Origin of the sequence: Bacillus sp. JNUCC-21 (assembly GCF_041222765.1) — a bacterium.
In the GTDB taxonomy this organism is placed as follows: domain Bacteria; phylum Bacillota; class Bacilli; order Bacillales; family Bacillaceae; genus Bacillus; species Bacillus velezensis.
Genome location: NZ_CP166019.1, coordinates 4,163,766 through 4,189,454, shown reverse-complemented (window position 1 = coordinate 4,189,454; position 25,689 = coordinate 4,163,766). Strand labels below are relative to the sequence as shown.

Annotated in this window: 29 protein-coding genes and 1 pseudogene; 21 read left to right on the top strand and 9 right to left on the bottom strand. The window is 44.2% G+C overall.

Annotation, left to right across the window (positions count from 1 at the left end; all coding sequences use genetic code 11):
- Positions 1 to 7: 7 nt before the first annotated feature.
- Together yyaC and JNUCC21_RS21295 are read right to left on the bottom strand one after the other, a co-directional pair.
- Positions 8 to 622 (bottom strand): spore protease YyaC, encoded by a 615-nt coding sequence (gene yyaC / locus JNUCC21_RS21300; protein ID WP_004392969.1) that lies wholly within the window; start codon positions 620 to 622, stop codon positions 8 to 10.
- Between the two features lie 174 nt (positions 623 to 796).
- Positions 797 to 1,300 carry a GNAT family N-acetyltransferase gene (locus JNUCC21_RS21295; RefSeq protein WP_043020837.1) on the bottom strand — a complete coding sequence of 168 codons (504 nt, stop codon included), beginning with the start codon at positions 1,298 to 1,300 and terminating at the stop codon, positions 797 to 799.
- Between the two features lie 143 nt (positions 1,301 to 1,443).
- Between JNUCC21_RS21295 and JNUCC21_RS21290 the strand changes: the two genes are divergently transcribed.
- The 12 genes from JNUCC21_RS21290 (at position 1,444) to JNUCC21_RS21235 (ending at position 10,797) form a co-directional block, all read left to right on the top strand.
- Positions 1,444 to 2,469: a hypothetical protein gene (locus tag JNUCC21_RS21290; RefSeq protein WP_138093715.1), complete on the top strand. Its 1,026-nt coding sequence runs from the start codon at positions 1,444 to 1,446 to the stop codon at positions 2,467 to 2,469.
- Positions 2,470 to 2,554: 85 nt separating this feature from the next.
- A complete protein-coding gene (locus tag JNUCC21_RS21285) occupies positions 2,555 to 2,761 on the top strand; it encodes a DUF951 domain-containing protein (RefSeq protein ID WP_004392973.1) in 207 nt (68 codons plus the stop codon).
- Between the two features lie 46 nt (positions 2,762 to 2,807).
- Entirely contained in the window at positions 2,808 to 4,811 is a 2,004-nt protein-coding gene (locus tag JNUCC21_RS21280; protein ID WP_369878477.1) for a molybdopterin-dependent oxidoreductase, read from the top strand.
- Positions 4,812 to 4,936: 125 nt separating this feature from the next.
- Positions 4,937 to 6,037 carry a redox-regulated ATPase YchF gene (gene ychF, locus JNUCC21_RS21275; RefSeq protein WP_004392975.1) on the top strand — a complete coding sequence of 367 codons (1,101 nt, stop codon included), beginning with the start codon at positions 4,937 to 4,939 and terminating at the stop codon, positions 6,035 to 6,037.
- 111 nt (positions 6,038 to 6,148) lie between these two features.
- Complete coding sequence (gene rpsF, locus JNUCC21_RS21270) at positions 6,149 to 6,436, top strand: 30S ribosomal protein S6 (protein ID WP_004392977.1); 288 nt, start codon at positions 6,149 to 6,151, stop codon at positions 6,434 to 6,436.
- Between the two features lie 39 nt (positions 6,437 to 6,475).
- Positions 6,476 to 6,994 (top strand): single-stranded DNA-binding protein SsbA, encoded by a 519-nt coding sequence (ssbA, locus tag JNUCC21_RS21265; RefSeq protein WP_004392979.1) that lies wholly within the window; start codon positions 6,476 to 6,478, stop codon positions 6,992 to 6,994.
- A gap of 43 nt (positions 6,995 to 7,037) precedes the next feature.
- Positions 7,038 to 7,277, top strand: coding sequence for a 30S ribosomal protein S18 (gene rpsR / locus JNUCC21_RS21260; protein ID WP_004392983.1), 240 nt, complete (start codon positions 7,038 to 7,040; stop codon positions 7,275 to 7,277).
- 190 nt (positions 7,278 to 7,467) lie between these two features.
- A complete protein-coding gene (locus JNUCC21_RS21255; protein WP_369878476.1) occupies positions 7,468 to 8,049 on the top strand; it encodes a bifunctional transcriptional activator/DNA repair enzyme AdaA in 582 nt (193 codons plus the stop codon).
- Positions 8,046 to 8,603 carry a methylated-DNA--[protein]-cysteine S-methyltransferase gene (locus tag JNUCC21_RS21250; RefSeq protein WP_015240986.1) on the top strand — a complete coding sequence of 186 codons (558 nt, stop codon included), beginning with the start codon at positions 8,046 to 8,048 and terminating at the stop codon, positions 8,601 to 8,603. The genes JNUCC21_RS21255 and JNUCC21_RS21250 overlap by 4 nt, the downstream gene beginning before the upstream one ends.
- On the top strand, positions 8,600 to 9,358 hold the full coding sequence (gene xth, locus JNUCC21_RS21245) for an exodeoxyribonuclease III (RefSeq protein WP_015240985.1): 759 nt from the start codon (positions 8,600 to 8,602) through the stop codon (positions 9,356 to 9,358). Before JNUCC21_RS21250 ends, xth begins: the two co-directional genes overlap by 4 nt.
- 62 nt (positions 9,359 to 9,420) lie before the next feature.
- Positions 9,421 to 10,365, top strand: coding sequence for a LacI family DNA-binding transcriptional regulator (locus tag JNUCC21_RS21240; RefSeq protein ID WP_015240984.1), 945 nt, complete (start codon positions 9,421 to 9,423; stop codon positions 10,363 to 10,365).
- 51 nt (positions 10,366 to 10,416) lie between these two features.
- Positions 10,417 to 10,797, top strand: coding sequence for a VOC family protein (locus JNUCC21_RS21235; protein ID WP_012118934.1), 381 nt, complete (start codon positions 10,417 to 10,419; stop codon positions 10,795 to 10,797).
- 32 nt (positions 10,798 to 10,829) lie between these two features.
- On the opposite strand, the gene JNUCC21_RS21230 is transcribed toward JNUCC21_RS21235, so the two are convergent.
- Positions 10,830 to 12,161: an MFS transporter gene (locus JNUCC21_RS21230; RefSeq protein ID WP_032868218.1), complete on the bottom strand. Its 1,332-nt coding sequence runs from the start codon at positions 12,159 to 12,161 to the stop codon at positions 10,830 to 10,832.
- Between the two features lie 214 nt (positions 12,162 to 12,375).
- Between JNUCC21_RS21230 and JNUCC21_RS21225 the strand changes: the two genes are divergently transcribed.
- Positions 12,376 to 13,272 carry a lysostaphin resistance A-like protein gene (locus JNUCC21_RS21225; protein WP_369878475.1) on the top strand — a complete coding sequence of 299 codons (897 nt, stop codon included), beginning with the start codon at positions 12,376 to 12,378 and terminating at the stop codon, positions 13,270 to 13,272.
- On the opposite strand, the gene JNUCC21_RS21220 is transcribed toward JNUCC21_RS21225, so the two are convergent.
- Both JNUCC21_RS21220 and JNUCC21_RS21215 read right to left on the bottom strand, forming a co-directional pair.
- Positions 13,269 to 15,338 (bottom strand): thioredoxin domain-containing protein, encoded by a 2,070-nt coding sequence (locus JNUCC21_RS21220; protein ID WP_369878474.1) that lies wholly within the window; start codon positions 15,336 to 15,338, stop codon positions 13,269 to 13,271. The genes JNUCC21_RS21225 and JNUCC21_RS21220 overlap by 4 nt on opposite strands.
- 149 nt (positions 15,339 to 15,487) lie before the next feature.
- Complete coding sequence (locus JNUCC21_RS21215) at positions 15,488 to 16,399, bottom strand: DMT family transporter (protein ID WP_114354724.1); 912 nt, start codon at positions 16,397 to 16,399, stop codon at positions 15,488 to 15,490.
- A gap of 135 nt (positions 16,400 to 16,534) precedes the next feature.
- Here JNUCC21_RS21215 and JNUCC21_RS21210 point away from each other — a divergent pair, with 135 nt between their 5' ends.
- A complete protein-coding gene (locus JNUCC21_RS21210) occupies positions 16,535 to 17,983 on the top strand; it encodes a PLP-dependent aminotransferase family protein (protein ID WP_257726872.1) in 1,449 nt (482 codons plus the stop codon).
- A 26-nt stretch (positions 17,984 to 18,009) separates the two neighbouring features.
- Here the strand turns inward: JNUCC21_RS21210 and JNUCC21_RS21205 are convergent.
- Positions 18,010 to 18,105 (bottom strand): annotated as a pseudogene (locus JNUCC21_RS21205) (DUF255 domain-containing protein); the annotation flags it as partial.
- A gap of 169 nt (positions 18,106 to 18,274) precedes the next feature.
- Entirely contained in the window at positions 18,275 to 19,060 is a 786-nt protein-coding gene (locus tag JNUCC21_RS21200) for a 3-hydroxybutyrate dehydrogenase (protein ID WP_025285582.1), read from the bottom strand.
- 118 nt (positions 19,061 to 19,178) lie between these two features.
- Between JNUCC21_RS21200 and JNUCC21_RS21195 the strand changes: the two genes are divergently transcribed.
- Both JNUCC21_RS21195 and JNUCC21_RS21190 read left to right on the top strand, forming a co-directional pair.
- Positions 19,179 to 20,087 (top strand): LysR family transcriptional regulator, encoded by a 909-nt coding sequence (locus tag JNUCC21_RS21195; RefSeq protein WP_015418635.1) that lies wholly within the window; start codon positions 19,179 to 19,181, stop codon positions 20,085 to 20,087.
- Between the two features lie 104 nt (positions 20,088 to 20,191).
- Positions 20,192 to 20,593 (top strand): carboxymuconolactone decarboxylase family protein, encoded by a 402-nt coding sequence (locus JNUCC21_RS21190; protein ID WP_007409882.1) that lies wholly within the window; start codon positions 20,192 to 20,194, stop codon positions 20,591 to 20,593.
- 181 nt (positions 20,594 to 20,774) lie between these two features.
- Here JNUCC21_RS21190 and JNUCC21_RS21185 read toward each other — a convergent pair whose 3' ends face one another.
- Together JNUCC21_RS21185 and JNUCC21_RS21180 are read right to left on the bottom strand one after the other, a co-directional pair.
- Positions 20,775 to 21,641 carry a DUF1259 domain-containing protein gene (locus tag JNUCC21_RS21185; protein ID WP_012118923.1) on the bottom strand — a complete coding sequence of 289 codons (867 nt, stop codon included), beginning with the start codon at positions 21,639 to 21,641 and terminating at the stop codon, positions 20,775 to 20,777.
- A gap of 352 nt (positions 21,642 to 21,993) precedes the next feature.
- Complete coding sequence (locus tag JNUCC21_RS21180; protein ID WP_369878473.1) at positions 21,994 to 22,425, bottom strand: GNAT family N-acetyltransferase; 432 nt, start codon at positions 22,423 to 22,425, stop codon at positions 21,994 to 21,996.
- A gap of 119 nt (positions 22,426 to 22,544) precedes the next feature.
- Here JNUCC21_RS21180 and JNUCC21_RS21175 point away from each other — a divergent pair, with 119 nt between their 5' ends.
- From JNUCC21_RS21175 to JNUCC21_RS21155, 5 genes are all read left to right on the top strand, one after another.
- Complete coding sequence (locus JNUCC21_RS21175; protein WP_150941550.1) at positions 22,545 to 22,997, top strand: MarR family winged helix-turn-helix transcriptional regulator; 453 nt, start codon at positions 22,545 to 22,547, stop codon at positions 22,995 to 22,997.
- A 182-nt stretch (positions 22,998 to 23,179) separates the two neighbouring features.
- Positions 23,180 to 24,058, top strand: coding sequence for a YitT family protein (locus JNUCC21_RS21170; RefSeq protein ID WP_012118921.1), 879 nt, complete (start codon positions 23,180 to 23,182; stop codon positions 24,056 to 24,058).
- A 111-nt stretch (positions 24,059 to 24,169) separates the two neighbouring features.
- The gene (locus JNUCC21_RS21165) at positions 24,170 to 24,631 is read left to right on the top strand and encodes a MarR family winged helix-turn-helix transcriptional regulator (protein WP_169510223.1); all 462 of its coding nucleotides are present in this window, start codon (positions 24,170 to 24,172) and stop codon (positions 24,629 to 24,631) included.
- Between the two features lie 13 nt (positions 24,632 to 24,644).
- Positions 24,645 to 25,283 carry a nitroreductase family protein gene (locus tag JNUCC21_RS21160; RefSeq protein WP_004393039.1) on the top strand — a complete coding sequence of 213 codons (639 nt, stop codon included), beginning with the start codon at positions 24,645 to 24,647 and terminating at the stop codon, positions 25,281 to 25,283.
- Positions 25,284 to 25,313: 30 nt separating this feature from the next.
- Complete coding sequence (locus JNUCC21_RS21155) at positions 25,314 to 25,682, top strand: DUF1304 domain-containing protein (RefSeq protein ID WP_038464539.1); 369 nt, start codon at positions 25,314 to 25,316, stop codon at positions 25,680 to 25,682.
- Positions 25,683 to 25,689 lie beyond the last annotated feature (7 nt).

The window sequence follows — 25,689 nt, the reverse complement described above, 5'->3', positions numbered from 1 at the left end:
TGGTTTTTTATATACGTCTTGTCAACTTATGAAACGGACTGAGCCGTTCCTGCCGGCCTTCTGATTTATCTGTCAGCTGTAACCCCTCTGCTAAAACATTTGCCATGCTCATAACAAGATGAAGCCTCGTATTCTGCAGGACAAAATACTCCATAAACCCGCTGACATTGACGATTCCATTGATATGGACGTCACCGATTTCAGGAAGATCTTTTTGAACACCTGCTCCGGGCTTCAGCGGCCCATCGCCGATTTGAAATGACCCTACGCTTTTGACGCGGCCTAAACAAGCATCAACCGCTATAATAAACGGATTTTTATGTAGATGTTGAATATCTTTCAGCTTGTCTTTCATATTGACGGCGTGAACAGGATCTGACAGCGTGCCGTAAACGTGCAATCTGCCTAAATTCATTTTTTCTAACTTTGTTCCTACGAGCGGACCTAATGAATCTCCGGTCGACCGATCTGTGCCGATACACACGGTGACTAACGGTCTGCCGGCTGCTTTACGTAAAGATGAAGTAAGGATCGCTTGTATTTGATTCGCAGCAGAAGAATCCGTATGAGATACATATTGTTTTGCCCGTTCTTGAGAAAAAAGCCCGCCTTTTCGATTCATAAGGTTCACTTCCTTGTCATGTCATACGAGTATTACATTGTTGTTTTTGGTGTTGTATGGTTGTTTACAGTATATCCAGCGCTTCCTTTTTTTATGCTTATGTCGTGATCAGCATGCCGGTTGTTTGAAAAGAGCGGGATAGAAAAAAGAACTCAGAGCAGTTATTCTCTAAGTTCATGAAAGAAATAAGACCATTTGATCTACGTCGACATATTGCTGATAATCTAATTTCAGCGCTCTTTTTTCTGTAGAGAAGAGGATAAATCCTAACTGAGCGTAGAGTTTTTTTGCGGGTTCATTTGTTGAAGTAACAGAGAGATGGAGCTGTTCTGTGTCCTTCATCTTTTTTGCTCGGCTGATGGCTTCCGTCATTAAAGCTTTTCCCGCGCCTGACCCTCGGTGTTTGGGGGAAATATACATAGAACCGATAACCGCAATGTGTCTTAGTTTAAACAGCGGATGCTTGGAGATCTTGAGGATTCCTATCAGTCTGTCTTGTTCAAAGGCGCCAAGCACGATGGCATTGTCGGCTTCAAGCCTGGCTTTAAATTTTTCGGACGGCCATTCTTTCTCCTCATCATAGCTGACGGCAAATGCGTCCGGGTGATCTTTTAAAGCTTTGAGCCTGATATCGGAATAAGGCTGGGTATCATTTGCGGTTAAACGCCTGATGTACATGGTTTGAGCTCCTTGCATAAGTGAATTTTTCTGAATAGTCAATCGTCGTTATCATACCATATTTGTCCCATTTGTATGAATGATTGCCGCTGTCACTCAATATAGTAGCAATATGCGGAGATGATCAGAAATTTTATGAGGTGATGAGGGTGTGGAGAGCCGGGATGAAGTGGATGCTGCTCATATTAAGCAGCCAGATTGGGGCTGGGTATGCAAGCGGGCAGGAAATATGGCAGTTTTTCGGTGTCGAAAGCGGACTGGCTATTGTATTGTTTACAGTCATGTTTACGATTTCGGCTTATATTGTGTTGAAGATCAGCTATCGGGTTCAATCAACGCACTTTTTACCTGTGCTTGAGCATCTGATGGGGCCGGCTCTTGCTAAAGTCTATGATGTGCTTATTATGTTTTATTTGTTTTCAATGACGATGGTTATGATTGCCGGCGGCGGTGTGACGCTGCAAATGTACAAGCTGCCGTTTTGGGTCGGTATTTTTCTTCTTTGCATTGTGACCGTCGGTTTATTCTTTTGGGATATAAAAGGAATATTATCTCTGAATAGTATTTTGATACCGATTCTTGTAGCGGGGCTGTTATATGCATTGGTCTTTTTTCAGACAACCCATCATTACACGTGGACGATAGATTTGACCCGCCAGTATAATTGGCCGGCAAGCATTACCTTCACGTCCTTAAACATCCTTTCTGTTGTCGCTGTTCTTTCTTCAATCGGAAAAGATATGAAGGGACTGGGAGAAGCGAAAATCGCAAGCGTTGCAAGCGGGCTGATTTTCGGTATGATTTCATTTGTTTACAATGAAACGCTTGTACAGCTTTCAGGCAGTCTTACACAATATGAGATTCCTCTTTTCGCTGTCCTTGAAGGCGCTCCTTATCCGTTATTTCTTTGTATGGCCGCCGTGCTTTTTTTAGCCATCTATACGACAACCGTGACCGGTCTGTTCGGGCTGTCCAGCCGCATGCTTGCATTTGTGAAATTGCCGAGATGGACGCTCGTATCTCTTCTTTTAGCTGTGATGGTGCCTTTTACGACAATCGGTTTTTCAGATTTGATCGCGATTTTATATCCCATTTACGGGCTTTTAAGTCTTTATTTGCTGGTATGTCTTCTTCTTTACCCTATTTTAGGGAGATGGAAAAAAGTATAATGCTCATTTTGAGTGCGGCCGTTGCTCTTATCCTGTCTTTTTTTGTACAATAAATAAAGCAGTCTATGGAGAGAGGTGAAGGGTCTTGGCGGATAAAGACTTTGGCCTGAATGATATTGTTGAAATGAAGAAACCGCATCCTTGCGGTGAAAACAGGTGGAAAATCATTCGGATGGGAATGGATATTCGGATTAAATGCACGGGTTGTTCCCACAGTGTCATGATTCCGAGAAGAGATTTTGAGAGAAAGCTGAAAAAAGTACTCGTCAAGCATGAGGAGCCTACATCATAAGGGCTGGCGCTCATGCTTTTTCATATAGAGGAGAGGAAGAGGGCCGATGAGCAAAGTGCATCAGTCAGCGTGCCCGCTGAATTGCTGGGACAGCTGCGGCTTTTTGGTGACAGTTGAGGATGGAAAGGTGACGAAAGTAGACGGAGACCCGAATCATCCCATTACAGAAGGGAAAATTTGCGGCCGTGGCAGAATGCTGGAGACGAAAACGAATGCGCCGGAACGGCTTCGTTTTCCTTTAAAAAAGAAAGACGGCGAATTTGTCCGCATTTCCTGGGAGCAGGCGTTAGATGAAATCGCGGAAAAAATGGCGGTGATTAAGGAGACGTTGGGCACTGCCGCAGTGCTGCACAGTCATGATTACGCCAATAACGGTCTTTTGAAGGCGCTCGACCAGCGTTTTTTCAATGGATACGGCGGTGTGACGGAGATTGCGGGCAGCATTTGCTGGGGTTCCGGCATTGAAGCGCAGCGCTGGGATTTCGGGCGTTCTTACGGGCATGGACCGCTTGATATTTATCACAGCAAGCATGTGATCGTATGGGGCAGAAACGTGTCCCGGACGAATATGCACCTCTATCATCATCTGCAGCAGGTGAAGAAAAAAGGAGCGACACTGACGGTCATTGATCCTATTTTTAACCCGACTGCAAAGCTTGCCGATCGGTATATATCCGTTAAACCCGGCATGGATGGCTGGCTTGCGGCGGGTGTTTTAAAAGTATTATGCCAAACCGGCAGAACCGATTCCGATTTCATTCAAAGGCATTCGGTCGGTTTTGAAGAAATAGAAAAGCTTCTGCAGACGATTTCTATTGAGGAGATCATTGAGAAAACAGAAACGTCTTTAGAAGTGATTGAATATCTTGCTGATTTATATGCTGACGGTCCCGCCTCCACTTTTATGGGTCTTGGGATGCAGAGATATAAAAACGGGGGCGGGACGATACGGTGGATTGACGCTTTAGCTGCGGCGAGCGGAAATGTCGGTATCAAAGGCGGCGGCGCAAACTTCGGAAATGTGCAAGTCGGTGAAAGCTTTGCAAAGGCTGAGCTCACCCGTCCTGATCTGAAGAAAAGTTCGAGAACGTTTTCGATGATGACTCAAGCCGAAGAGGCGCTGAATGCAGCCGATCCGCCGATTGAGATGATCATCGTGACGTGCGGCAATCCGCTGACACAGGTGCCGAATACAAAAAAAGTGAAGGAAGCATTTGAAAAAACACCGGTCACAGTGGCCATTGATTCTGTCATGACCGATACGGCGAAGCTCTGTGACTATGTGCTGCCGACGGCCGTTGTTTTCGAAGAGGAAGATATTTATTATTCCAGCATGTATCATCACTATGTTCAATATGGCAAGAAGCTTGCGGAACCGCAGGGAGAGGCAAAATCAGACCGATGGATCTGGACGGAACTCGCAAAGCGTCTCGGATTCGGGGAGCTCTTTGATTACAGTACGGAAGATTTCTTAAAAATGGGGCTCTCTTCTTTGGAGAAAGAAGGAATCACCCTTGAGCAATTAAAGGAAAAAGGACATATGCCGCTTCCGGTCAAACAGGTTCCGTGGAGTGATTTTCAATTTTTAACCCCGAGCGGAAAATTTGAATTCGTCTCGTCACTGGCAGAAGAGAAAGGATACAGCGGCCTCCCTCAATTGGAAGTGCCGGAGGAGTCTGTTTATCATGACGCCGGACTGGCGGGGAAATATCCGTATACGCTGCTGTCCATTCACCCGCAGCGCTCCAATCATTCACAGCACGTGCCGTTTATTGAAAAGCTTCAGCAGATTCAGGTGGATCTGTCGCCGGATATCGCCGAGGAGCTTTCACTTCAAGACGGAGATACGGCAGAGGTATACAATGACCGCGGCCGTCTGCGCGGCAGGGTGAAAATCATGAAGCAGGCTCACCCGAAGACGGTGAATATAGATGAAGGCATGTGGGCGGCATTCGGAGGCTCCGTCAACATGCTCACAAAGGATTCAAATTCTGATAATGGAATGGGAAGTACGCTTTTTGACTGTCTGGTAGCGGTTAAAAAAGGATAATCTAAGGAGAGAGAGGGCGGGAAATGCTTTTTTCTCAGCTTGTCTTTTCCTATGAACCTCCTTATAATTGCTCTAGGTTACAATACGTTTATACGATGATGGTTTGATATAGAGGAGATGAAAGAATGGCTTTAACTGCTGGAATTGTCGGTTTGCCGAATGTCGGAAAATCGACGTTATTTAATGCAATTACCCAGGCTGGTGCCGAATCAGCCAACTACCCGTTCTGTACAATTGATCCGAACGTGGGAATCGTGGAAGTGCCGGATGAACGTCTGCAAAAGCTGACTGAATTGGTGAACCCGAAAAAAACGGTGCCGACTGCGTTTGAATTCACTGATATCGCGGGGATCGTAAAAGGCGCATCAAAAGGTGAAGGACTCGGAAATAAGTTTCTTTCTCATATCCGTCAGGTTGATGCGATCTGCCACGTTGTACGCGCATTCGCTGATGACAATATTACGCACGTGTCAGGGAAAGTCGATCCGATTGACGATATTGAAACGATCAATCTTGAATTGATTCTTGCCGACATGGAGACAGTCGAAAAACGCATCACGCGTGTAAGCAAGCTTGCTAAGCAAAAAGACAAAGAAGCGGTTTTTGAATTTGACATTCTGTCTAAATTAAAAGAAGCTTTCGAACAAGAAAAGCCTGCCCGTTCCGTTGAATTTACGGAAGAACAGCAAAAGCTTGTGAAGCAGCTTCATTTGCTTACGTCAAAACCTGTGCTTTATGTAGCAAATGTAAGCGAGGATGAAGTGGCTGATCCTTCAGATAATGAATATGTTGCGAAAATCCGGGAGTACGCCGCGGGTGAAAACGCCGAAGTTATCGTCGTCTGTGCGAAAATTGAGTCTGAAATTGCTGAATTGGAAGGCGAAGAAAAGCAAATGTTCCTTGAGGAGCTCGGCATTGAAGAATCAGGTCTTGATCAGCTGATTAAAGCGTCATACTCTCTTCTCGGCCTTGCGACATACTTTACGGCGGGCGAACAGGAAGTGCGCGCATGGACATTCAGAAAAGGCATGAAAGCTCCTGAGTGTGCGGGTATCATCCACACTGATTTTGAACGCGGCTTTATCCGCGCTGAAACGGTTGCTTATGAAGACCTTTTGGCAGGCGGCGGAATGTCCGGAGCGAAAGAAGCCGGAAAAGTGCGTCTGGAAGGTAAGGAATATGTAGTCCAAGACGGAGATGTCATTCATTTCCGATTTAATGTATAGGACACAGTTGTAAAGGGACAAGAGCTTTGGTATAATATAAACTTGTGAGTAATAGAATTATTGCTCCTTGCCCATTATAGGGCCGCTTAGACCAAAAGGAGGTGCAAACAGATGAAAAAGTACGAAGTTATGTACATTATCCGTCCGAACATTGACGAAGAGTCAAAGAAGGCAGTTATCGAGCGTTTCAACAACGTATTGACTTCTAACGGAGCGGAGATCACTGGAACAAAAGATTGGGGTAAACGTCGTCTTGCTTACGAAATCAACGATTTCCGTGACGGTTTCTACCAAATCTTAAACGTTCAGTCTGAAGCTGCAGCGGTTGCTGAATTCGACCGTTTAGCTAAGATCAGTGACGATATCATTCGCCACATCGTTGTTAAAGAAGAAGAATAAGCAATTTGAAATATATAATGTTAAAAGGTGGTCTTTCATATGCTTAACCGAGTTGTATTAGTCGGAAGACTGACAAAAGACCCAGAGCTTCGTTATACGCCAAGCGGTGCGGCTGTCGCCACGTTTACTCTTGCTGTGAATCGTACATTCACGAACCAGTCCGGAGAACGTGAAGCCGATTTCATTAATTGTGTCACTTGGAGAAGACAAGCCGAAAACGTTGCAAACTTTCTTAAAAAAGGAAGCCTTGCCGGCGTAGACGGCCGACTCCAGACAAGAAATTATGAAAACCAGCAGGGACAGCGTGTCTTCGTGACAGAAGTCCAAGCTGAAAGTGTTCAATTTCTTGAGCCTAAAAACAGCGGCGGTTCTGGATCAGGCGGATACAACGAAGGAAACAGCGGCGGAGGCCAATACTTTGGCGGAGGCCAAAATGATAATCCGTTCGGCGGAAATCAGAACAACCAGAGACGAAATCAAGGGAACAGCTTTAATGATGATCCATTTGCCAACGACGGCAAGCCGATTGACATCTCGGATGATGATCTTCCGTTCTAATAGATTATCGCTATATTCATAACGAGAAAGGTGGGAAATGACAATGGCAGGAGGACGCAGAGGCGGTCGTGCGAAACGCCGTAAGGTTTGTTACTTCACTTCTAACGGCATTACGCACATCGATTACAAAGATGTAGATCTTCTTAGAAAGTTTGTTTCTGAGCGTGGTAAAATTTTACCTCGCCGTGTAACTGGAACAAACGCGAAATACCAACGTAAATTGACTATCGCGATCAAACGCGCACGTCAAATGGCTTTACTTCCATACGTAACTGGCGAGTAAGCCGAAAAAAGAGCAAGAGCCTGCGGGCTCCTGCTCTTTTTTTATATCAGTCCCCCTCCATCCTGCCGAAATGTTTCACATGAAACATGGAAGTGCTCCTGACACCTATCTTTGTTATCTTGCTCCTCTATTCAAAAACGCGTACTTATGCAATGAATTTGTTTATACTGAAAAACAGGGGGTGGATGAGATGGAGACAGACAGAAATATCCTGACTGATGAAAAGTGGAGCGCAATCATACACAATGATGCTTCTTATGACGGGGCATTTTATTATGCAGTAAAAACGACGGGGATTTTCTGCCGGCCTTCTTGTAAATCGAGAGTTCCGAATAAAGATAACGTGCTGGTGTTTGATACGGCTGATGCAGCGCTCGAGAGACATTTTCGTCCCTGTAAAAGGTGCCGGCCGAACGGTCTTCGTCTTCCTGATGAAGAATGGATTGCTCAAATCACTGAGTACATTGACCGCCATTATCACGAATCCCTGAATCTGAGCATACTGGCCGAAATGTGTCACGGCAGCCCCTATCATTTACAGCGGACATTTAAAAAAATCAGGGGAATATCCCCGATTGCGTATATACAGAAAATAAGATTGTCGAAGGCGGAACACCTTTTAAAGCATACTGATATGGCAGTCATGGAGATCGCTCTGACTGTCGGAATTCCAAACACAGCGCATTTCGCGACCCTTTTTAAAAAGGGAACCGGGAGTTCGCCCACAGAATACAGAAAAACGGCCAAAACGGGACAGGGAAGTTCAATATGAGTAAAGAGCCTATGATCTATTGGACACTCTTCACACGGAATGATTGGAGCCTGTATACAGCCGCTACATCTAAGGGGCTTTGCTTTATAGGGTCAAATCATGGAAGCTTTGAAGAGCTTGAGCAGTGGGCAAAAAAATCACTGCCGCAATACCGATTGGCACGTGATGATGAAAAGCTGGCGCCTTACACGGCAGAGCTGTCCGAGTACATTGACAATGGCAGATCAGCTTTTTCAGTGCCGGTGGATCTTTACGGGACAGAATTTCAGCTTGCTGTATGGAAAGCGCTTATGGACATACCGTACGGCGAGACATACTCCTATTCGGATATAGCAGAAATGATTCAGAAACCGGCAGCCGTAAGAGCCGTGGGCGCCGCAATCGGGAAAAATCCGGTATTGATTACGGTTCCGTGCCATCGCGTCATCGGAAAAAACGGGAAACTGACCGGGTTCAGAGGCGGTTTAGAAATGAAAAAGCAGCTGCTGGCATTAGAGGGCGGAAACATTGAAACACTGAAATACCGGCTGAGCCGGACAGGAGGGATCACATGAAACTGATTTCTTGGAATGTAAACGGCTTGCGTGCCGTGATGAAAAAGATAGATATCAATACTTACGTTCAGGAAACGGAAGCCGATATTCTATGTCTGCAAGAAACAAAAGTACAGGACGGACAAGTATCATTACAGCTTGAAGGATATCACGCCTATTGGAACTATGCGGTGAAAAAAGGCTACTCAGGCACGGCTGTTTTTTCGAAAGAAAAGCCGCTGCACGTGTTCTATGGACTGGGGATTGACGACCATGATCAAGAAGGACGGGTGATCACGCTTGAATTTGAGCATGTGTTTGTCGTCAACTGTTATACGCCGAATGCCAAACGCGGATTAGAGCGAATTGATTACCGTCTTCAATGGGAAGCCGATTTTAAGGATTATCTGCAGAAGCTTGACCGGAAGAAGCCCGTGATCTTATGCGGCGATCTGAATGTCGCACACAGGGAGATAGACTTAAAAAATCCGAAAGCCAACCGGAAGAACGCCGGTTTCTCGGAGCAGGAGCGGGAAGCGTTCAGCGCCCTGCTGAACGCGGGATTTACCGACTCATTCCGCTATTTATATCCTGACCAGGAAGGCGCGTATTCCTGGTGGTCTTACAGGACGAACGCACGTGAGAAAAACATCGGCTGGCGGCTTGATTACGTCATTGTTTCAGACAGACTGAAGCAGCGGATCAGCCAAGCGGCCATTTGTGCCGATATCATGGGTTCTGACCATTGCCCTGTTGAAATGACATTGGATTTATGATGAGATAGCAGTAAGAGAAATCCACTCTTGCTGCTTTTTTATCACCGAAAATGGAGGAGCACATGGCAAATATAAAAGAGATAGCGAAACTGGCGAATGTGTCGGTGGCCACCGTATCACGCGTATTAAACCGACATCCGTACGTATCTGAGGAGAAAAGGCGTCTTGTGAATCAAGTGATGAAGGAGCTGGATTATACCCCTAATCGAACCGCCATTGATCTGATTCGCGGAAAGACCAATACAATCGGCGTGATTTTGCCGTACAGCGACCATCCCTGCTTTGACAAAATTGTAAACGGTATCACGAAGGAAGCGTTTGCCCATGATTACGTGACAACCCTTCTCCCCACCAACTATGACCCCGCTATAGAGATGACATATTTCGAACTGCTGAAAATGAAAAAGATTGACGGACTGATTGTCACGTCCCGGGCGAATGAATGGGAAACCGCCGTGCCTTACCTGGAATACGGTCCCATTGTCGCTTGTGAATATACACAGCATCAAGAGATTCCCTGCGCTTATAATGACAGGCAGGCAGCATACAGAGAAAGCTTTTTGTATTTGAAAAACCGCGGGCATCAAGACGTTGCTTTTACATGTGTGCGGGAAGCGGAAAAAAGCCCGAGTACGGCCGACAAGGTAACCGCATATAAGGCGGTTTTCGGCTCTCTTGATGAAACCCGCATTCTGGTCGGATGCCATGATATGGACGACGGAAAGCGTGCGGGTGAGCACTTCTGGGGTTTCGACAAGGCGCCGACGGCCATCTATGCGCACAGTGATGACGTGGCTGCCGGCTTGTACCAGTTTGCGAAAGAACAGAAATGGAACGCGGAGATCATCGGCGAGGGAAATCTGAGCGTCAGCCGGGCATTGAATATTCCATCCCTGGAACTTCATTTGGAACGGGTCGGAAAGGAAGCATTTTTATTGTTTTTTCACGAAGAAACGGCTAAAAAACAAATTATGCATCAATTTCAGCGGAAAAAAGTCTTGAGCTGAAATGGGTTTCATGCTTTATAAATAGATTGAGAAAAAAAGGGAGGCGGACATATGCGAATTGAACATGCAGCGATATGGGTGAAAGATTTGGAGCGGATGAAAAAATTTTATGAGAAATACTTCGGCGCCAAGGCCAATGACCTTTATCATAATGAGAAAAAAGATTTCAAATCGTATTTTCTTTCATTTGACTCTGGATGCAGGCTGGAACTTATGAAAAAAGGCGGCATTGATGAAGTTCCGTCACAGAATATGACCGGATGGGCGCATCTCGCATTTTCTACAGGCAGCAAGGAGCGGGTGAATGAATTGACGGAAACGTTTAAAAACGATGGATTTCAGGTTGTAAGCGGCCCGCGCGTGACGGGTGACGGATATTATGAGAGCGTGATAGAGGATGGGGAAGGCAATTTGATAGAAATCACAGTGTAACAGTGCGGAGTGATTCCGCACTGTTTTTTTGATTAAATTTGCTGTGCATTTGTTTTCGGGCCGAAGAGGATTAACAAAACGGAACATAGAAGCCAGCAGCCGCCGATAAACAAAAAGACGCTGATGTAGCCGAGCTTAACGGCAATAAATCCGACGAGCAGGGAGCCGAATATGTTGGAAAAACGGCCGAGCCCATACGCCAGCCCGCTCCCGGCCGAGCGATATTCCGTAGGATACGGTTCCGATGTGTAGGCGTATAAGTTTGAGGTGAAGATCCGTTCCGTGACGTTAACGACAAATCCAAACACAATAATCATGACGGGAATAAACGTCATGCCGTATAACAGTCCGGCAATGGCAGTCAGAAAGGCGCTTGCGGCCAGAATCCATTTCCTTTGGAACGTCTCGGATATCATGGAACCGAGCAGTGCGCCAAGCGGTGCGCCGACAGAGTGAAGCACATTGTACCACAGCGTTTTTTCCATGGTGATGCCGTTGCTTTTCAGCAGGCTGGGCACCCATGAAGCAAAGCCGTAAAAGCCAAAGGTTTCAAGAATCCATACCGCTGACAGGATGATGGTGATCTTTAAATTCCTGCCCTGAAACAGCCCTAAGTAGCCTGCGCGCTTCACTGTATGTACTTCTGCCGCCTCTTTTGGCGCGGGAAGCGGGCCTTTTTCTTTCTCTGCACGTGCTTCAAGACGGTTCATAATGGCGTTTGCCTGATCATATGCGCCCCGATTTTCGTGCCAGCGCGGCGATTCCTCAAGCCGGCGGATAAAAAAGAAATAAATGAGACCGGCCGCCCCCCATACGAATACGAGCCGCCACCCCCATGAGCCTAAAGGAATGACAAAAGCGGAAACAACGTTTGTGACGGGAACGCCGATTAGTCCGATCATGGCGCAAAGGGAGATGTATTTTCCCCGTACGGAGGATGGAAAAAATTCTGCCAAATAGCTGTTCGTCACAATCATGGCGGCCGCGACGCCGAGCCCGGTCAAGAAGCGGAAAATCATTAAGGACGGAATGTCCCATGCCAGCGCATTCAGAAAAGATGAGATCGAAAAGACAAGGACAAAACAATTCAGCGCTTTTTTCCTGCCGATCCGATCGGACAGCCTTCCGCCGATGGACGCGCCTAAAAACATGCCCAGGAAGGATGCGGCCGTGATGTCGGCAATGGTGGACAGCTTCACGCCCCAATGCTCAATCAGCGCCGGAGCCACGTTGCTGAGCGTAAACAGATCAGCGAGATCAAAAAAATAGATGATTCCGAGAGCGGTTAATACTTGATAATGCACACGTGAAATGGGGAGACGGTCTAATCGGTTCGCTACATTTGAGAATGTCTGATGTTTCATAAAAAACCCCCTGACTTTGCAATTGTAATCAGAAAATACTGTGAATTTATCTGACGAATACATTATAAAGGTCTTTTTTTGGCAAAAACAGAGTGTAAATAACCAGAGCCAAAGGAAACGGCATAGCGCTTTCTTCTTAAAATATATAACATTTCCTATATCTGTTTTTGTTTATATTGTAAAATGTTGAAGGAAAGGAAGTTGATGCATAAATATGAATACGTTTGTACGGCCCGCAGAGGGAAAAAATAGTGTATCGAGATATATTCTTTCTCTGTTGGTCATTGTGGGTTTGTTCTTTTTCGGAAGCATACTGACCGTGTTTTATATGTTTCTCACGTCCGCTTTCAATCCTTCACTGACGATAAATTGGGATGAGGGGGCATTAAGTGACCCGCTGGCGGATATTTATTTACAGCATATCGTCTATTTCATAGCGATTCCGGGCATTTGGATAGCAGTTCGTTTCATTATGAAACGGCGGTTTTTATCCATCATCACACCGAATCAGTCGCTGAACTGGAAGAGGATTTTCTTTGGATTCGGCACATATGTTGTGCTGATGTTTGTCGCGGGGCTGATTGATTTTACAATTCATCCGGATCGTTTCTCGCTTCAGGAATTCCATGCTTCACGTTTTCTGCTCCTGTTAGCGGCGGCCGTCTTGTTGGTGCCGATTCAAACCTCTGCGGAGGAATTTCTCTTTCGCGGTTTTCTGCTTCAGTTCGCCGGAAAATTGACGGCAAATGCGGCGGTTCTGACAGTCATTATCGGCGGATTATTCGGCGCACTTCATTTCGGGAATCCGGAGATGGATAATGGGGCTCTCTGGGCGGGAATCGGATATGTCACCATCGGCATGATCTGGACCTTTATCACGATTAAAACGGGCAGTCTGGAGATGTCCCTTGGCGGTCACGCTGCCAATAATATGTTTTTATTTATCTTTCTCACAGAGGATCATTCGGTGTACGGCGGCATTCCGTCGATATTTACAACAGCAGCCGGCGGCTATGAAATATATGATTGCATATCGACTCTGGTGATCAATATCATCTTCGCATGGCTCGCATTCCGTTTTGTGAAAAAAGAAAAGCAGCAGGCCGCCTAGGCTCTGCTGCTGATTTGTAAGGTGTTCATCGCTTCATCAATATCCGTCGTCGGCCTCCGGCAGGCGAAATTCTCGCAAATGTAGACCGTTGTCCTCCCATCGATCATTTGATAACCCGCGGCAAAGTCAGAAATGCCGGCAAGCTCATCCGGATGTTCTGCGGCGAGAATCGTATAGGCGGGAGTGAAATGCTCCTGAAGCGCCTCAATGAAACGTTTTCTGTCCGGGTCATCTTTCCTTCCGAAAACAACGATTTCTTTTTGGGGCATTGTATGTGCCAGTACGCTTTGCATGAAGAAAGCGTTGCTGCTCGGATAGGCCTCTATTTCCCGTTTGAACACGGAAAACATCGCTTCGGCTTTTTCAATCAGTGATATATCACCCGTCAGGCGGCCGAGACGAAGCAGCTGTACGGCAGCCGCGCTGTTTCCGGAAGGCACGGCCCCGTCATAAACCTCTTTTTCCCTGACAAGAAGGGTCTCAGCATCATTCCCCGTAAAGAAGAAACCTCCGTGCCGTTCATCCCAGAACAGCTCCAGCATGCTTGTACATAACGTTTTCGCTTTCTGCAGATAAGACGGATTAAAACCCGCTTCATACAGTTCAAGATAAGCCCAGATGAGAAAAGCATAATCATCGATAAACCCTTTGTTTTTCACTTCGCCCTCGCGATAGCGGACCATGACGCGCCCGTCCGGCATGAGGTGCCGTTCGAGAAAGCGGATCGCTGTTTCCGCCATGCTGAGAAAGTCAGGCTCGTGAAATACCTTTGCGGCTTTTGCCAGCCCGGCAATCATGAGCGCGTTCCATGAGGTCAGCACTTTGTCATCTGTATGCGGATAGCTTCTGTTTTCACGGGCCTCCAGCAATTTTATTCTTGCCTCTTCAAGGCGTCCGGCCAGTTCATGTCCGGTGAGGCCGGTCTCTTCGAGGATGGCCTCACGCCGCGTGAAAATGAGGTGCGGGATGTTTTCGCCTTCAAAATTGCCTTGATCTGTGATGTTATACACCTTGCAGTAAAGCGGGCCGAGTTCATCACCGAGAAGATTCATGATTTCTTTTTTGGACCATATGTAATATTTCCCCTCACGGCCTTCGGTATCAGCGTCTAAAGCTGAGAAAAAGCTGCCGTCTTCATGCGTCATTTCCCGCTGAATAAACATTACGATCTGCATCGCAATCTGTTTGTAGCGCTCATTACCCGTGACTTGGCAGGCTTCTGTATATGCGGTCAGGAGAAGGGCGTTATCATACAGCATTTTCTCAAAATGCGGCACGAGCCATTCATTATCAGTCGAGTAGCGGGCAAAGCCGTACCCGATGTGGTCAAAAATTCCGCCGTTCGCCATGCCGTCGAGTGTCTTGGTTACGCCGGCCAAAGCCTGTTCCTTGCCCGTATAGCTGTAGTAGCGAAGCAGAAACATGAGCATATGCGGCATCGGAAATTTCGGAGCCTGGCCGAACCCGCCGTACACTGTATCAAACCCGCCGGCCAGCTGGCGATACGTGTCATGAACCGCCTGTTCGCCAAGCATGCCCTCGGTCGGGTGAACCTTGACTTCAAGATGAGCGGCGGCGTTTTCGGCGATATCCTCGACATGCTGCCGGTCATTCGCAAACGTTTCGGACAGATGTTCAAGCACATCGATAAAGCCCGGGCGGTTAAATTTGCTCGTCTTCGGAAAATACGTCCCCGCATAAAACGGCTTCTGATCTGGTGTGACGAACACGTTCAGCGGCCACCCGCCCTGCCCCGTCATCAGCTGGCAGATTCTCATATACACGGAATCCACATCAGGCCGCTCCTCACGATCAACCTTGATGGCTATGAATTTATCGTTTAACATACCGGCGATCTCTTCGTCCTCAAAGGACTCGTGGGCCATTACGTGACACCAGTGACACGTCGAATAGCCGATGCTGACAAGAACCGGCTTGTTTTCGCGTTTTGCTTTTTCGAAGGCTTCTTTTCCCCAAGGATGCCAGTTTACGGGGTTGTGGGCGTGTTGGAGCAGATAGGGGGACTTCTCCGTGATTAAACTGTTGGGTTTGCTATTGTTTGGCATGGGCTCACCTTCTTTCTATTAATATTTGTATGTTTAACATACCACAATCCTCTAAAAAAATTCATACACTCAACTTTGTGAACCACACCCAAGTCATTAAAAAGGAGAACTGCTTATGACTCTATTTTCAGGATTAAACTTCATCCACCTTATTGCTTTTTAGATAAGAAATAAGGATTTAAAATCTTTATCGTTTTATTTACTGTTAGATAGGTGAAACACACTCCGGCGACTGTAACCATCCCGCCTGTCAGTGCAATAAACGCAGGCACCTCACCTAACCACACCCAAGAAATGGCCAAGGCTACGGCTGGTGTTAAATAAAGTGAAATGGCTGCTTCTGAAGCACCGACGAGTGAAGTTACATACGCAAGTGCAAAGTAAGGCACAACCGTTGGTAATAAACCTAAGTAAACGATAGACAATGTTGAGTTCATTGAAGCGTTCAAAAACTCTTCCCCTAAGCCAGGCAGAAACACAAGCATAGGTACTGTCCCGCCCCAAATAGTGAATGTAACGAATGGAATAAATCCATATTTTTTTATATAGCGAGCTTGAAAAACGAAATAAATACTCTCCGAAAAAGCTGCCAGCAGGATTAACAAAATGCCGTTCACTGAATTTGTATAGTTTCCTGCCCCAAATGAAATGATCGACACACCCAATAAACTTATGATAGAGCCAATCCATTTATAAAGCCCAAAATGTTCACCAAAAAACAGACGGGATAACATTGCAGAAAAAATAGGTGTCATGGTCACGAGTAAGCTTGCTGTCCCTGCGCTGACTGTTTTTTCTCCGATATTCAGCAAAATGTGATATAGTGCAAAACCTAAAAATCCTAACGATAAAATAGCAGGGATATCCTTCATGTCAGGTAAACGCATATGAGTCAAAACAGCAAAAACCAACAGTGCCATTGACCCAATCAACAAGCGAAACAAAGCGAGGTGTTCCGGCGTGTAACTCTCCAAACCCGCTCGAATTCCCGGGAAAGCTGATGCCCACAACCCAATCATCAGACTGTAAGATATACCGATTCGAACTGTTTTCTTTCTCATCTTTCTCACTCCTCTTTACAAAAACCAACCAGTTATTTAATGTGTTTCTATATTAATAAAGATTTGATGATATGACTTCAACCAGTTAAATAGATTTTGACCCAACCACTTTAGTTTTTAAGGAGGATCCTTTTTATGAGAGCTCCAGAAGAAAAAAAGATGAAAAAGCTTCCTAAGTACATACAAATCATTCAATTTATAAAAGAGAAAATAGGAAATGGAGAATGGCCGATTGGAAGTAAGATTCCAAGCCAGCGCACGCTTGCTAAACACTTTGAGGTGAACAGGAGCACAGTCATTACAGCTTTAGAGGAATTGACGGCGGATGGATTAATCGAAGGCAGAATGGGCAAAGGGACAGTTGTTACGAACAATACATGGACACTTTTGGCTAAGAATTCCGCTCCCGATTGGGATCAGTATGTAACCTCCGGAATCCAGCAGCCCAGCCAAAAAATCGTTCAAGAGATCAATAAATCAGAATCAAATTCTGATCTTATACAGCTCAGTAAAGGAGAACTTTCACATGAGATTTTTCCTTTAGCTGTTATGAAAGAGATCATGGGAAAGGTATCTCAAAACATAGAGGCATTCGGGTATGAGGAACCAAAAGGATATTTGCCTTTGAGAGAGGCATTAAGCGGCTATTTAAGAACAATCGGCATTCAAGCGTCTCCTTCTTCCATTCTTATTGTTTCGGGCGCACTGCAAGCCTTGCAGCTTATATCAATGGGGCTTTTACAAAGGGGATCGACCGTTTATCTTGACCAGCCGTCCTATCTTTATTCATTACACGTATTTCAATCAGCCGGTATGAAGCTGACTGGAGTTCCTATGGATAACGATGGGCTTTTGCCGGAACATATCCACGTGGCAAGGGGGGAGCGGGGGAGGGCTATCTTATATACAAATCCTTGTTTTCATAATCCGACAGGTATTTTAATGTCAAAAAAGAGACGAGAAGAAATCCTTGCCGCAAGTGAGAATGCACAGCTTCCCATTATTGAAGATGACATTTATCGTGAGTTATGGATAGATGAGATTCCTCCAGATCCTATTAAAACAATAGATAAAAATGGGCATGTGCTTTACATAGGCAGTTTATCGAAAACGTTAAGTCCGGGTTTGAGGATTGGATGGATCGTCGGTCCAGAACCAGTGATTGAACGTTTATCCGACATAAAAATGCAAACAGATTACGGCTCCAGTTCGTTATCTCAGAGAGTAGCGGCAGAGTGGTTTACATCCGGTGAATACCAGCAACATCTAGAACAGGTGAGAAGTCAATTAAAGGTGAGAAGGCAATTGGTCATGAGTCTCTTAGAAACCAATTTGAAGAATGTCGCTATATGGAATATGCCGAAGGGAGGATTCTTTGTCTGGGTAAAAATATTGCCTCCACTATCTATGAAATTACTTTATACAAAAGCTTTGACAAAAGGGATACTCCTTAATCTCGGCAGCATCTATGCTCAAGAAAAAGGGAATTATATTCGCTTATCATATGCTTATGCATCTCTTGAAGACCTTCAAAAGGGAATTTATGAATTGGGTTTGATGATTAAGGAATTGGCAAGCAGATAAATATATAATGATTACTAAAAGACAGGGACATGCCACCAGTGACACGTCGAATAGCCGATGCTGACAAGAACCGGCTTGTTTTCGCGTTTCGCTTTTTCAAATGCTTCTTCTCCCCTCATGAAAACCAGTAAAAAAGCCGCCAACAAAGCGGCTTTTCTTAAGTTAATATACCAAATATATATCAAACTTCAATCTGTATAGCTATGTCTTTCCTAAAAAACCATCGGCTTGGTTCTTGAAGAGTAAATCATTTAATCCAAAGCGCTATGACTCCTGCAGATGAAATTCAGATTATTGGGCCGTATAACCGCCGTCCATTACGACTGCCTGTCCTGTAACTCCTTTCGCTTTGTCACTGGCGAGGAATACTGCGTAATCAGCGATTTCTTGCACGGCTAACAAACGTTTTTGAGGAACCAAGGGGTAAATGACTTCTTCAAACACCTTCTCTTTAGAAATGCCTCTAGTCTCTGCAATATCTTTTAACTGGTTTTGCACCAATGGAGTGTCGATATATCCCGGGCACAAGGCGTTGACGGTAATTCCGTATTCCGCTCCTTCCAATGCTGATACTTTAGTTAAACCGATCAAACCGTGTTTAGCGCTGCAATAAGCTGCTTTCCCTGCAAAACCAATTAAACCATTTATGGAAGCCATATTGATGATGCGGCCAAATTTTTGTTTTTTCATCAAAGGGAATACTCTTTTTGTTGCACTAAAAGGAGCAGTAAGCATTAATTTCAGCATAAATTCAAACTTATCAGTCGGGAAGTTTTCTATATCCGACACATGCTGAATCCCCGCATTGTTTACCAGAATATCCAATCGCCCAAAGGCTTCAAGTGTCTTAGAGACACTTTTTTCTACTTGTTCTTCGTTTGTTACATCACAAACCGCAGAGAGGACTTCGTATCCTTGTTCCGTAAGTTCCTCAGCTGCATGTTGCACGGCTTTTTCGTTCAAATCGGAAATCACAACTTTTGCGCCTTCTTTAGCGAATTCACGTGCAATTTCTAAACCAATTCCACTCGCCGCGCCTGTAACAAGAGCAACTTTACTTTCCAATAATTTACTCATAGTAACCCCTCCAGGATTCATTTTGGTCTCCTAAAAGTTTACACCCAGCAGTTGTATAAGTAAAATGAATAAAAAGAATGTAATGTATTCGTTAAACTTATGGAATGGAGGTCATACGATGGATATACGCCAAATCACTTACTTTCTTGAAGTTGCTAAATCCAACAGTTTTACTAAGGCATCAGAAAATTTGCATTTGTCACAGCCTGCCTTAAGTAAGATGGTGAAAAGTTTGGAAGAGGAATTAAAGGTTGAGCTCATTGATCGTTCAGCTAGACAAATCGCTTTGACAGATGCAGGCGAAATTGTATTTGAGCAAGGCCAAATGATTATGAAGTCAATAGATGACTTATCGACGAACTTATACGATCTTTTACATTTAAAAAAAGGAAAAGTGAAAATTGGAATACCGCCGCTTATCGGTGTCTTGTTTTTTCCTAAAATCATTAAAGGATTTAAACAATTGTATCCTGATGTGAACATCAAGCTGATAGAACATGGGGGAAACAAGGTGAAACAGGAGGTTGAAGATGGGGTACTGGATCTTGGCGTGGTTATTGAACCAGTGGACGAAGAGCAGTTTGATATCATTCCATTGCTTAATGAAGAACTGATGCTCTTCGTTCATTCCGCTCATCCGCTTGTTCATAAAGAGATTGTGGAAATGCAAGACTTGAAAAATGAACCTTTCATCCTGTTTAGTGAAGACTTCTCTCTTCACGATCGGATTATTCAAGAGTGTATTAGAGCCGGTTTTCGTCCAAATATCGTTTATGAAAGTTCTCAATGGGATTTTATCAGCGAAATGATTGGAGAAGAACTAGGTATTTCCATTTTCCCTCAGTCTATAGTGAAAAAGACTGATCAAAGTTTAGTTAAGGCAATTTCCATTGTCAATCCATCAATTCCTTGGAAAGTGGCGATTATTTTAAAAAAAGGAAAATACGTTTCACACGCAGTACGCGAATTTATCCGGTATATTTCATTTTTTTGTAAGAGTAATTACGCAGATCAAGATAACTCATGAAAAAAATGAATGATTTTTATAGTTTTTATGTATTTTACGGTTAGAGAGGGCTGCGATATATTATCTTATGTCAGAAAATAAGTACTTTTCAGGAGGAAATTCAAATGGATCAAAGCCGTTACCAACAAGGTTTAGACAAATTAATGGAGTACACTTTAACAAGCGATGATAAAATCTCTACGCATTTAAAGATTTCTGAAGACTTGAAAGATATCGCCCCAGATGTAAGTAAGTACATGATAGAATTTGCTTATGGAGATATATATTCACGGCCGGGATTAACCAATCAACAACGTGCGCTTGTTACCATTTCATCCCTTGTAACGCAAGGAACCGAGCCGCAGCTTGAACTTCATATCAATACAGGGCTTACATCCGGATTAACACCGACTGAGATTGTAGAGAGTATCACCCAATTGGTTCCTTATACAGGATTCCCGCGTGTACTTAATGCTCTTTCAGTGGCTAAGAAGGTGTTTGCACAACGACATGTAGAAAACCATTGAGAAATAAAGAGCTTGTATGGAATGCGGGTTGAATTAGTATAAACTCATCAATAGAATATACACAAAACGACAGCCTATAAGGCTGTTTTTTAACATTAAAATGTCTGACCTCTTTTTTGTTTTTCGGTTGATCATATGTAAAAGCGATTATATTAATCGCTTTTTGATACTTCGAAACATGCTAAGCTTTGACCTCTTTATCAGTAAGCACTTTTAAAGCATCTCTCACTTTTAAGGCGAAGTTGACAGGTTTATCAATCGCTTCGAAATGAATATACATCAGTCTCGGTTTATCAAACAGCCAGTGATTGTGAAGTGACGTTACAATCAGATCATGTTTCCGAAGAACGCTGATAAATGGATTGATTTCTTTTTGCAGAATGACAGTTTCTCCGCTGCAAAGAGCACGGCCGTCTTTTGTCATTGATTCAAATGAAAACATTTGCGGAATGAGCAAAAATGATCTTCCAGGCCGTCCCAGTACTACTGGTTTTATATTCGTTCGTGATCTCATTACTGTACAAATTCCATTTTCAAACGTATGCATGGTTCCGCCTAGAATATCGTTGAATTCGTCACAAAGACCATGCCGTTCAATCATTTCCCCGTCAGTTTTTGGTACCGCACGCACAGTTTTAGTAGTTAGAACTCTCAGGGCCTCTCTCACTTTTCTTGCAAAATTGAGAGGTTTATCAATTGATTCAAAATGCATAAACATCAGACGCGGTTTATCAAACAGCCAATGGTTATGAACGGCAGTTACGATGATACCGAATTTGCGCAGCTCACTCATTAACGGGTTCACTTCTTCTTGCAGTAAAACAGTCTCACCTAAACATAAAGCTCTGCCTTCCCGGTCCATGCTTTCAAATGAAAAGGCCTGAGGAATAAAAGGAAATGCCTCGGCTCTTCTTCCGAGTACCACCGGATGAATGTTGCTTCGAAATCTTGTCGCCGTACATACGCCATTTACGACACTGGGCGTTGAATTGAGAATTCTAGCAAATTCTTTGCAGAGCCGTGATGGCTCCATACTCGTTTCTTCCACTTCATATCTCCTCCTGGAATCTATTTATAACGTACGTAGTATTAAAGATATGTGAAGATAGAAAAAATGTAACGCGTCAGCAGTCCATATTAGAGAGAATCAGCCTTTCTTGTATGATTTGAGATTTTCTTCCCTTTTTATAATCTCTTTAACTGTTAATTTTTAATAGATTAAAAGCTTAAATTGGTAGTTTTATTCCAGCTTTGATTTTTTTGTGGCGGTCATTTGTGACAAGCACCGGCTGCGCACACATACCTTTTAGTTGTGAGTTTCAGAATATGAAAAAAAGCCTTTATACAAGGCTTTCGGTAAATAATTCATACAGCCGTTTGGCTGCTCATTCAGTGACAGCTCACAGCTCTTTTGTCATCAAGACATGCGGGATGCCGTCTTCCATAAATTCCGGTGAATCTGTCTGATAGCCCAGTTTGTGATAAAAGCCTTCCGCATGTGTTTGTCCATGCAGTTTACATTGGGTGATGCCTTTTTCTTTTACCATGTTTTCTAATTCGCTTATGATGACTTTGCCCAACCCGTATTTGCGGTAAGGCTTCAGGATGCAGATTCGTTCGAGCTTGCCTGTATGGTTTACAATGCGGACGCGTCCTGTGCCGGCAGGCTGATTTTCATGATAAACCAAGACATGCCCGCACTGTTCCTGAAGCGTATCGAACTGATCAAATTCATCGGATTCAGGTACTTGCTGTTCCTCAATGAATACTGCTTTTCTAATCTCAAGCGCTACTTGCAAATCAATTTCCGTTGTTATTCTTTTTATCTTCATAATCAACCAATCCTTTTCACATGTTAGTCTGGACTGCACGGCTTGCTTGTGGTCTTATAGAAGTAACGATAAAATAATTATATTGCAAATGCAACAAAAAATGAGGGGTTTGAAAAGATATGACTGATATTTTGCGGGAAATCGGCATGATCGCACGGGCACTGGATTCCATCAGCAATATTGAATTTAAGGAATTAGACTTAACAAAAGGGCAGTATCTCTATCTTGTGCGTATATGTGAAAACCCGGGAGTGATACAGGAAAAAGTGGCGGAAATGATTAAAGTCGACCGAACAACAGCGGCGAGAGCAATCAAAAAATTGGAAATGCAGGGGTTTATTGAAAAGCGTCCTGATGATCAAAATAAAAAAATAAAAAAGCTGTTTCCGACTGAAAAAGGGAGAAAGGTTTATCCGTTATTGCAAAGAGAAGGAGAGCATTCTGCGGAGGTGGCCCTGTCCGGCTTTACATCTGAGGAAAAAAAAACCATTTTCAGCCTTCTTCAGCGGGTGAGAAAAAATATAGAACATGATTGGGAATATGTGAAGAAGGGGAATAAAAGAGATTATTAATGGTCATTAGTTCCTTTTAGTGAATGATTACGTTGTGAATGATTAAAGTCATAAATGGATACGTTATCTGTGACATCTCCTTCCTCGGTTCCTGCTTCAACTAGCCGATAGGCTTATTTTTAACGAAAAGTATCAATTATGGTATATTTAAATAAGAAAAAATAATCGAAGCGGGGAATGATATGAGTACAATCGAAAAACAAAGACGTAAGAAATTCAGAGTGAAATCAATCGTACGGGCCATCATGGTCATCATCGGCGGAATTATTGCCGCGTATGGACTGGAAACCGTATTGATTCCGAATAGTGTATCTGACGGCGGTGTAACCGGACTGAGCATTGTCGGTTCACAGCTGTTTCATTTGCCTCTTGGGATCTTAATTGCGGTGATCAATATACCGTTTGTCTGGTTAGGATATAAGCAAATCGGGAAAGGTTTTGCGTTTCTATCAATTATCGGTATTGTCTCACTTGCCGCGGGCACGAGTTTTTTCCACCACACACCGGCTATCATTGAGGGAGACACCCTGTTAATCACCGTTGTCGGCGGGATTATTCTCGGCTTTGGAATGGGATTGGCATTGCGCAACGGCGGCGCATTAGATGGAATTGATATGCTGGCTGTGCTTCTGTCACGGAAATTGCCGTTTGGCACGAGCGACCTCATTTTATTTTTAAACATGTTTGTGTTTATTTTTGTTTCTTTTGTATTTGGGCTGCAAGGCGCATTGCTTTCCGTCATTGCTTACTACATTGCATCTAAGGTGATTCATGTGGTTGAGGAAGGCTTAAGCGGTTCTAAAACATTTCAGATTATCACCAATGAGCCTGCATTAATGGTAGAGACCATTCGTGAAGAATTGGGCCGGAGCGCTACTTATAAAGAAGCATACGGCGGTTTTTCTCATGAAAAATTCCAAGAAATCACATGTGTCATCAACCGTTTGGAAGAAACCAAACTGAAAGAAATTATTAATGACATTGATAAACAAGCCTTTGTGACGGTATATGATGTCGCAGAAGTAAAAGGCAGTAATTTCAGAAAAGTCCATAATCATTAAGAAGCGAGCTGCCGTTAATCGGCAGCTTTTTTTAATAAAGGAGAAAAAACTTGCAAAAATAGAATGACGGCTGTATATTATTGATATATCAAACATTGACTAGTCAATTAATTGCGCAAAAGAAAGTGGGGATGGGTTTTGACAGCATGTTGTTCAGAGGAAGGCGAGATTTTATATCAGCTCCAATCACTGCATAAAGTGATCGGCACGAAGTTTGAAGCGTGCACCGGAATCAGCCAATCCCGCCTTGAGCTTCTCGCCGTGCTTTTTTACGTCGATGAGATCAGCCAAAGCGATCTTCAGAAAAAGGTGAATATTGATGGCGCAGCCGTGACAAGACACTTGAAACAGCTTGAAGCCAAAGAAATGGTCACAAGAAGGCGGAAGCCCGAGGACAACCGAATTATACTTGTCCGGCTTACTGAACAGGGGCGGGAGAGAATCGAGGCTTCCAAAAAGGAGAAGGAGCGTTTCATAAAGGAAATGCTTGCCGGTGTCAGCGAGGAAGAACGCAGTATGTTAAAAAACGTATTGTCGCAGATGCAGAATAATATAGAAAATATGAAAGCATAGGAGTGTTTTACACATGAAAACAGAACTGAAAACAAACGACTTTATGGACATTATGAAAGGGCGCCGTTCCATTCGGAATTATGATCCGGCTGTTAAAATCAGCAAAGAAGAAATGACTCAAATCCTGGAAGAAGCAACGACAGCGCCGTCTTCAGTCAACGCGCAGCCGTGGCGTTTTCTCGTCATTGACAGCCCTGAAGGAAAAGAAAAACTCGCGCCGCTTGCCAGCTTTAACCAAACACAAGTCAGCACATCATCTGCGGTGATCGCGGTTTTCGCAGATATGAACAGTGATGACTATTTAGAAGAAATTTATTCAAAAGCGGTCGAACTGGGCTACATGCCGCAGGAAGTAAAAGACAGACAAATCGCTGCGTTGACGGCGCATTTTGAAAAACTTCCGGAGCAAGTGAACCGTGAAACGATTCTGATTGACGGAGGACTCGTTTCCATGCAGCTGATGCTTACGGCACGCGCGCACGGCTATGACACAAACCCGATCGGCGGCTACGATAAAGAAAAGATTGCCGAGGTTTTCGGAATGGATAAAGAGCGTTATGTACCGGTCATGCTGTTATCAATCGGAAAAGCGGCAGACGAAGGATATGCTTCCTACCGTCTTCCTATCGAAACAATCGCACAATGGAAATAAGGTTGAAGTGAAGCTGAGAGGAGAGGGACAGTGGACATGATTGCGGCTGTTTTCGTCGGAATTGTAGCTTTAGAACATATATTTATCATGATACTTGAAATGTTTTTTATCAATTCGAAGGCAGCTAAGCGGTCCTTCAAATTGCCGAAGCATTTAGAAGGTGATCGGAATGTAGCGGTCATGTTTGCAAATCAGGGTCTGTATAATGGATTTCTGGCTGCCGGCCTCATTTGGGGGCTGATCCTCGGAGCTGATCCGATTGGCCATATGATTCAAATGTTTTTCGTCATCTGCGTGGTCATCGCGGCCATTTTCGGAGGCTTTACTTCAAACAAATCAATTATCGTAAAACAAGGACTTCCGGCTGTTTTAGCGCTTATTTTTCTTTTATTGGCGTAGCAGACGG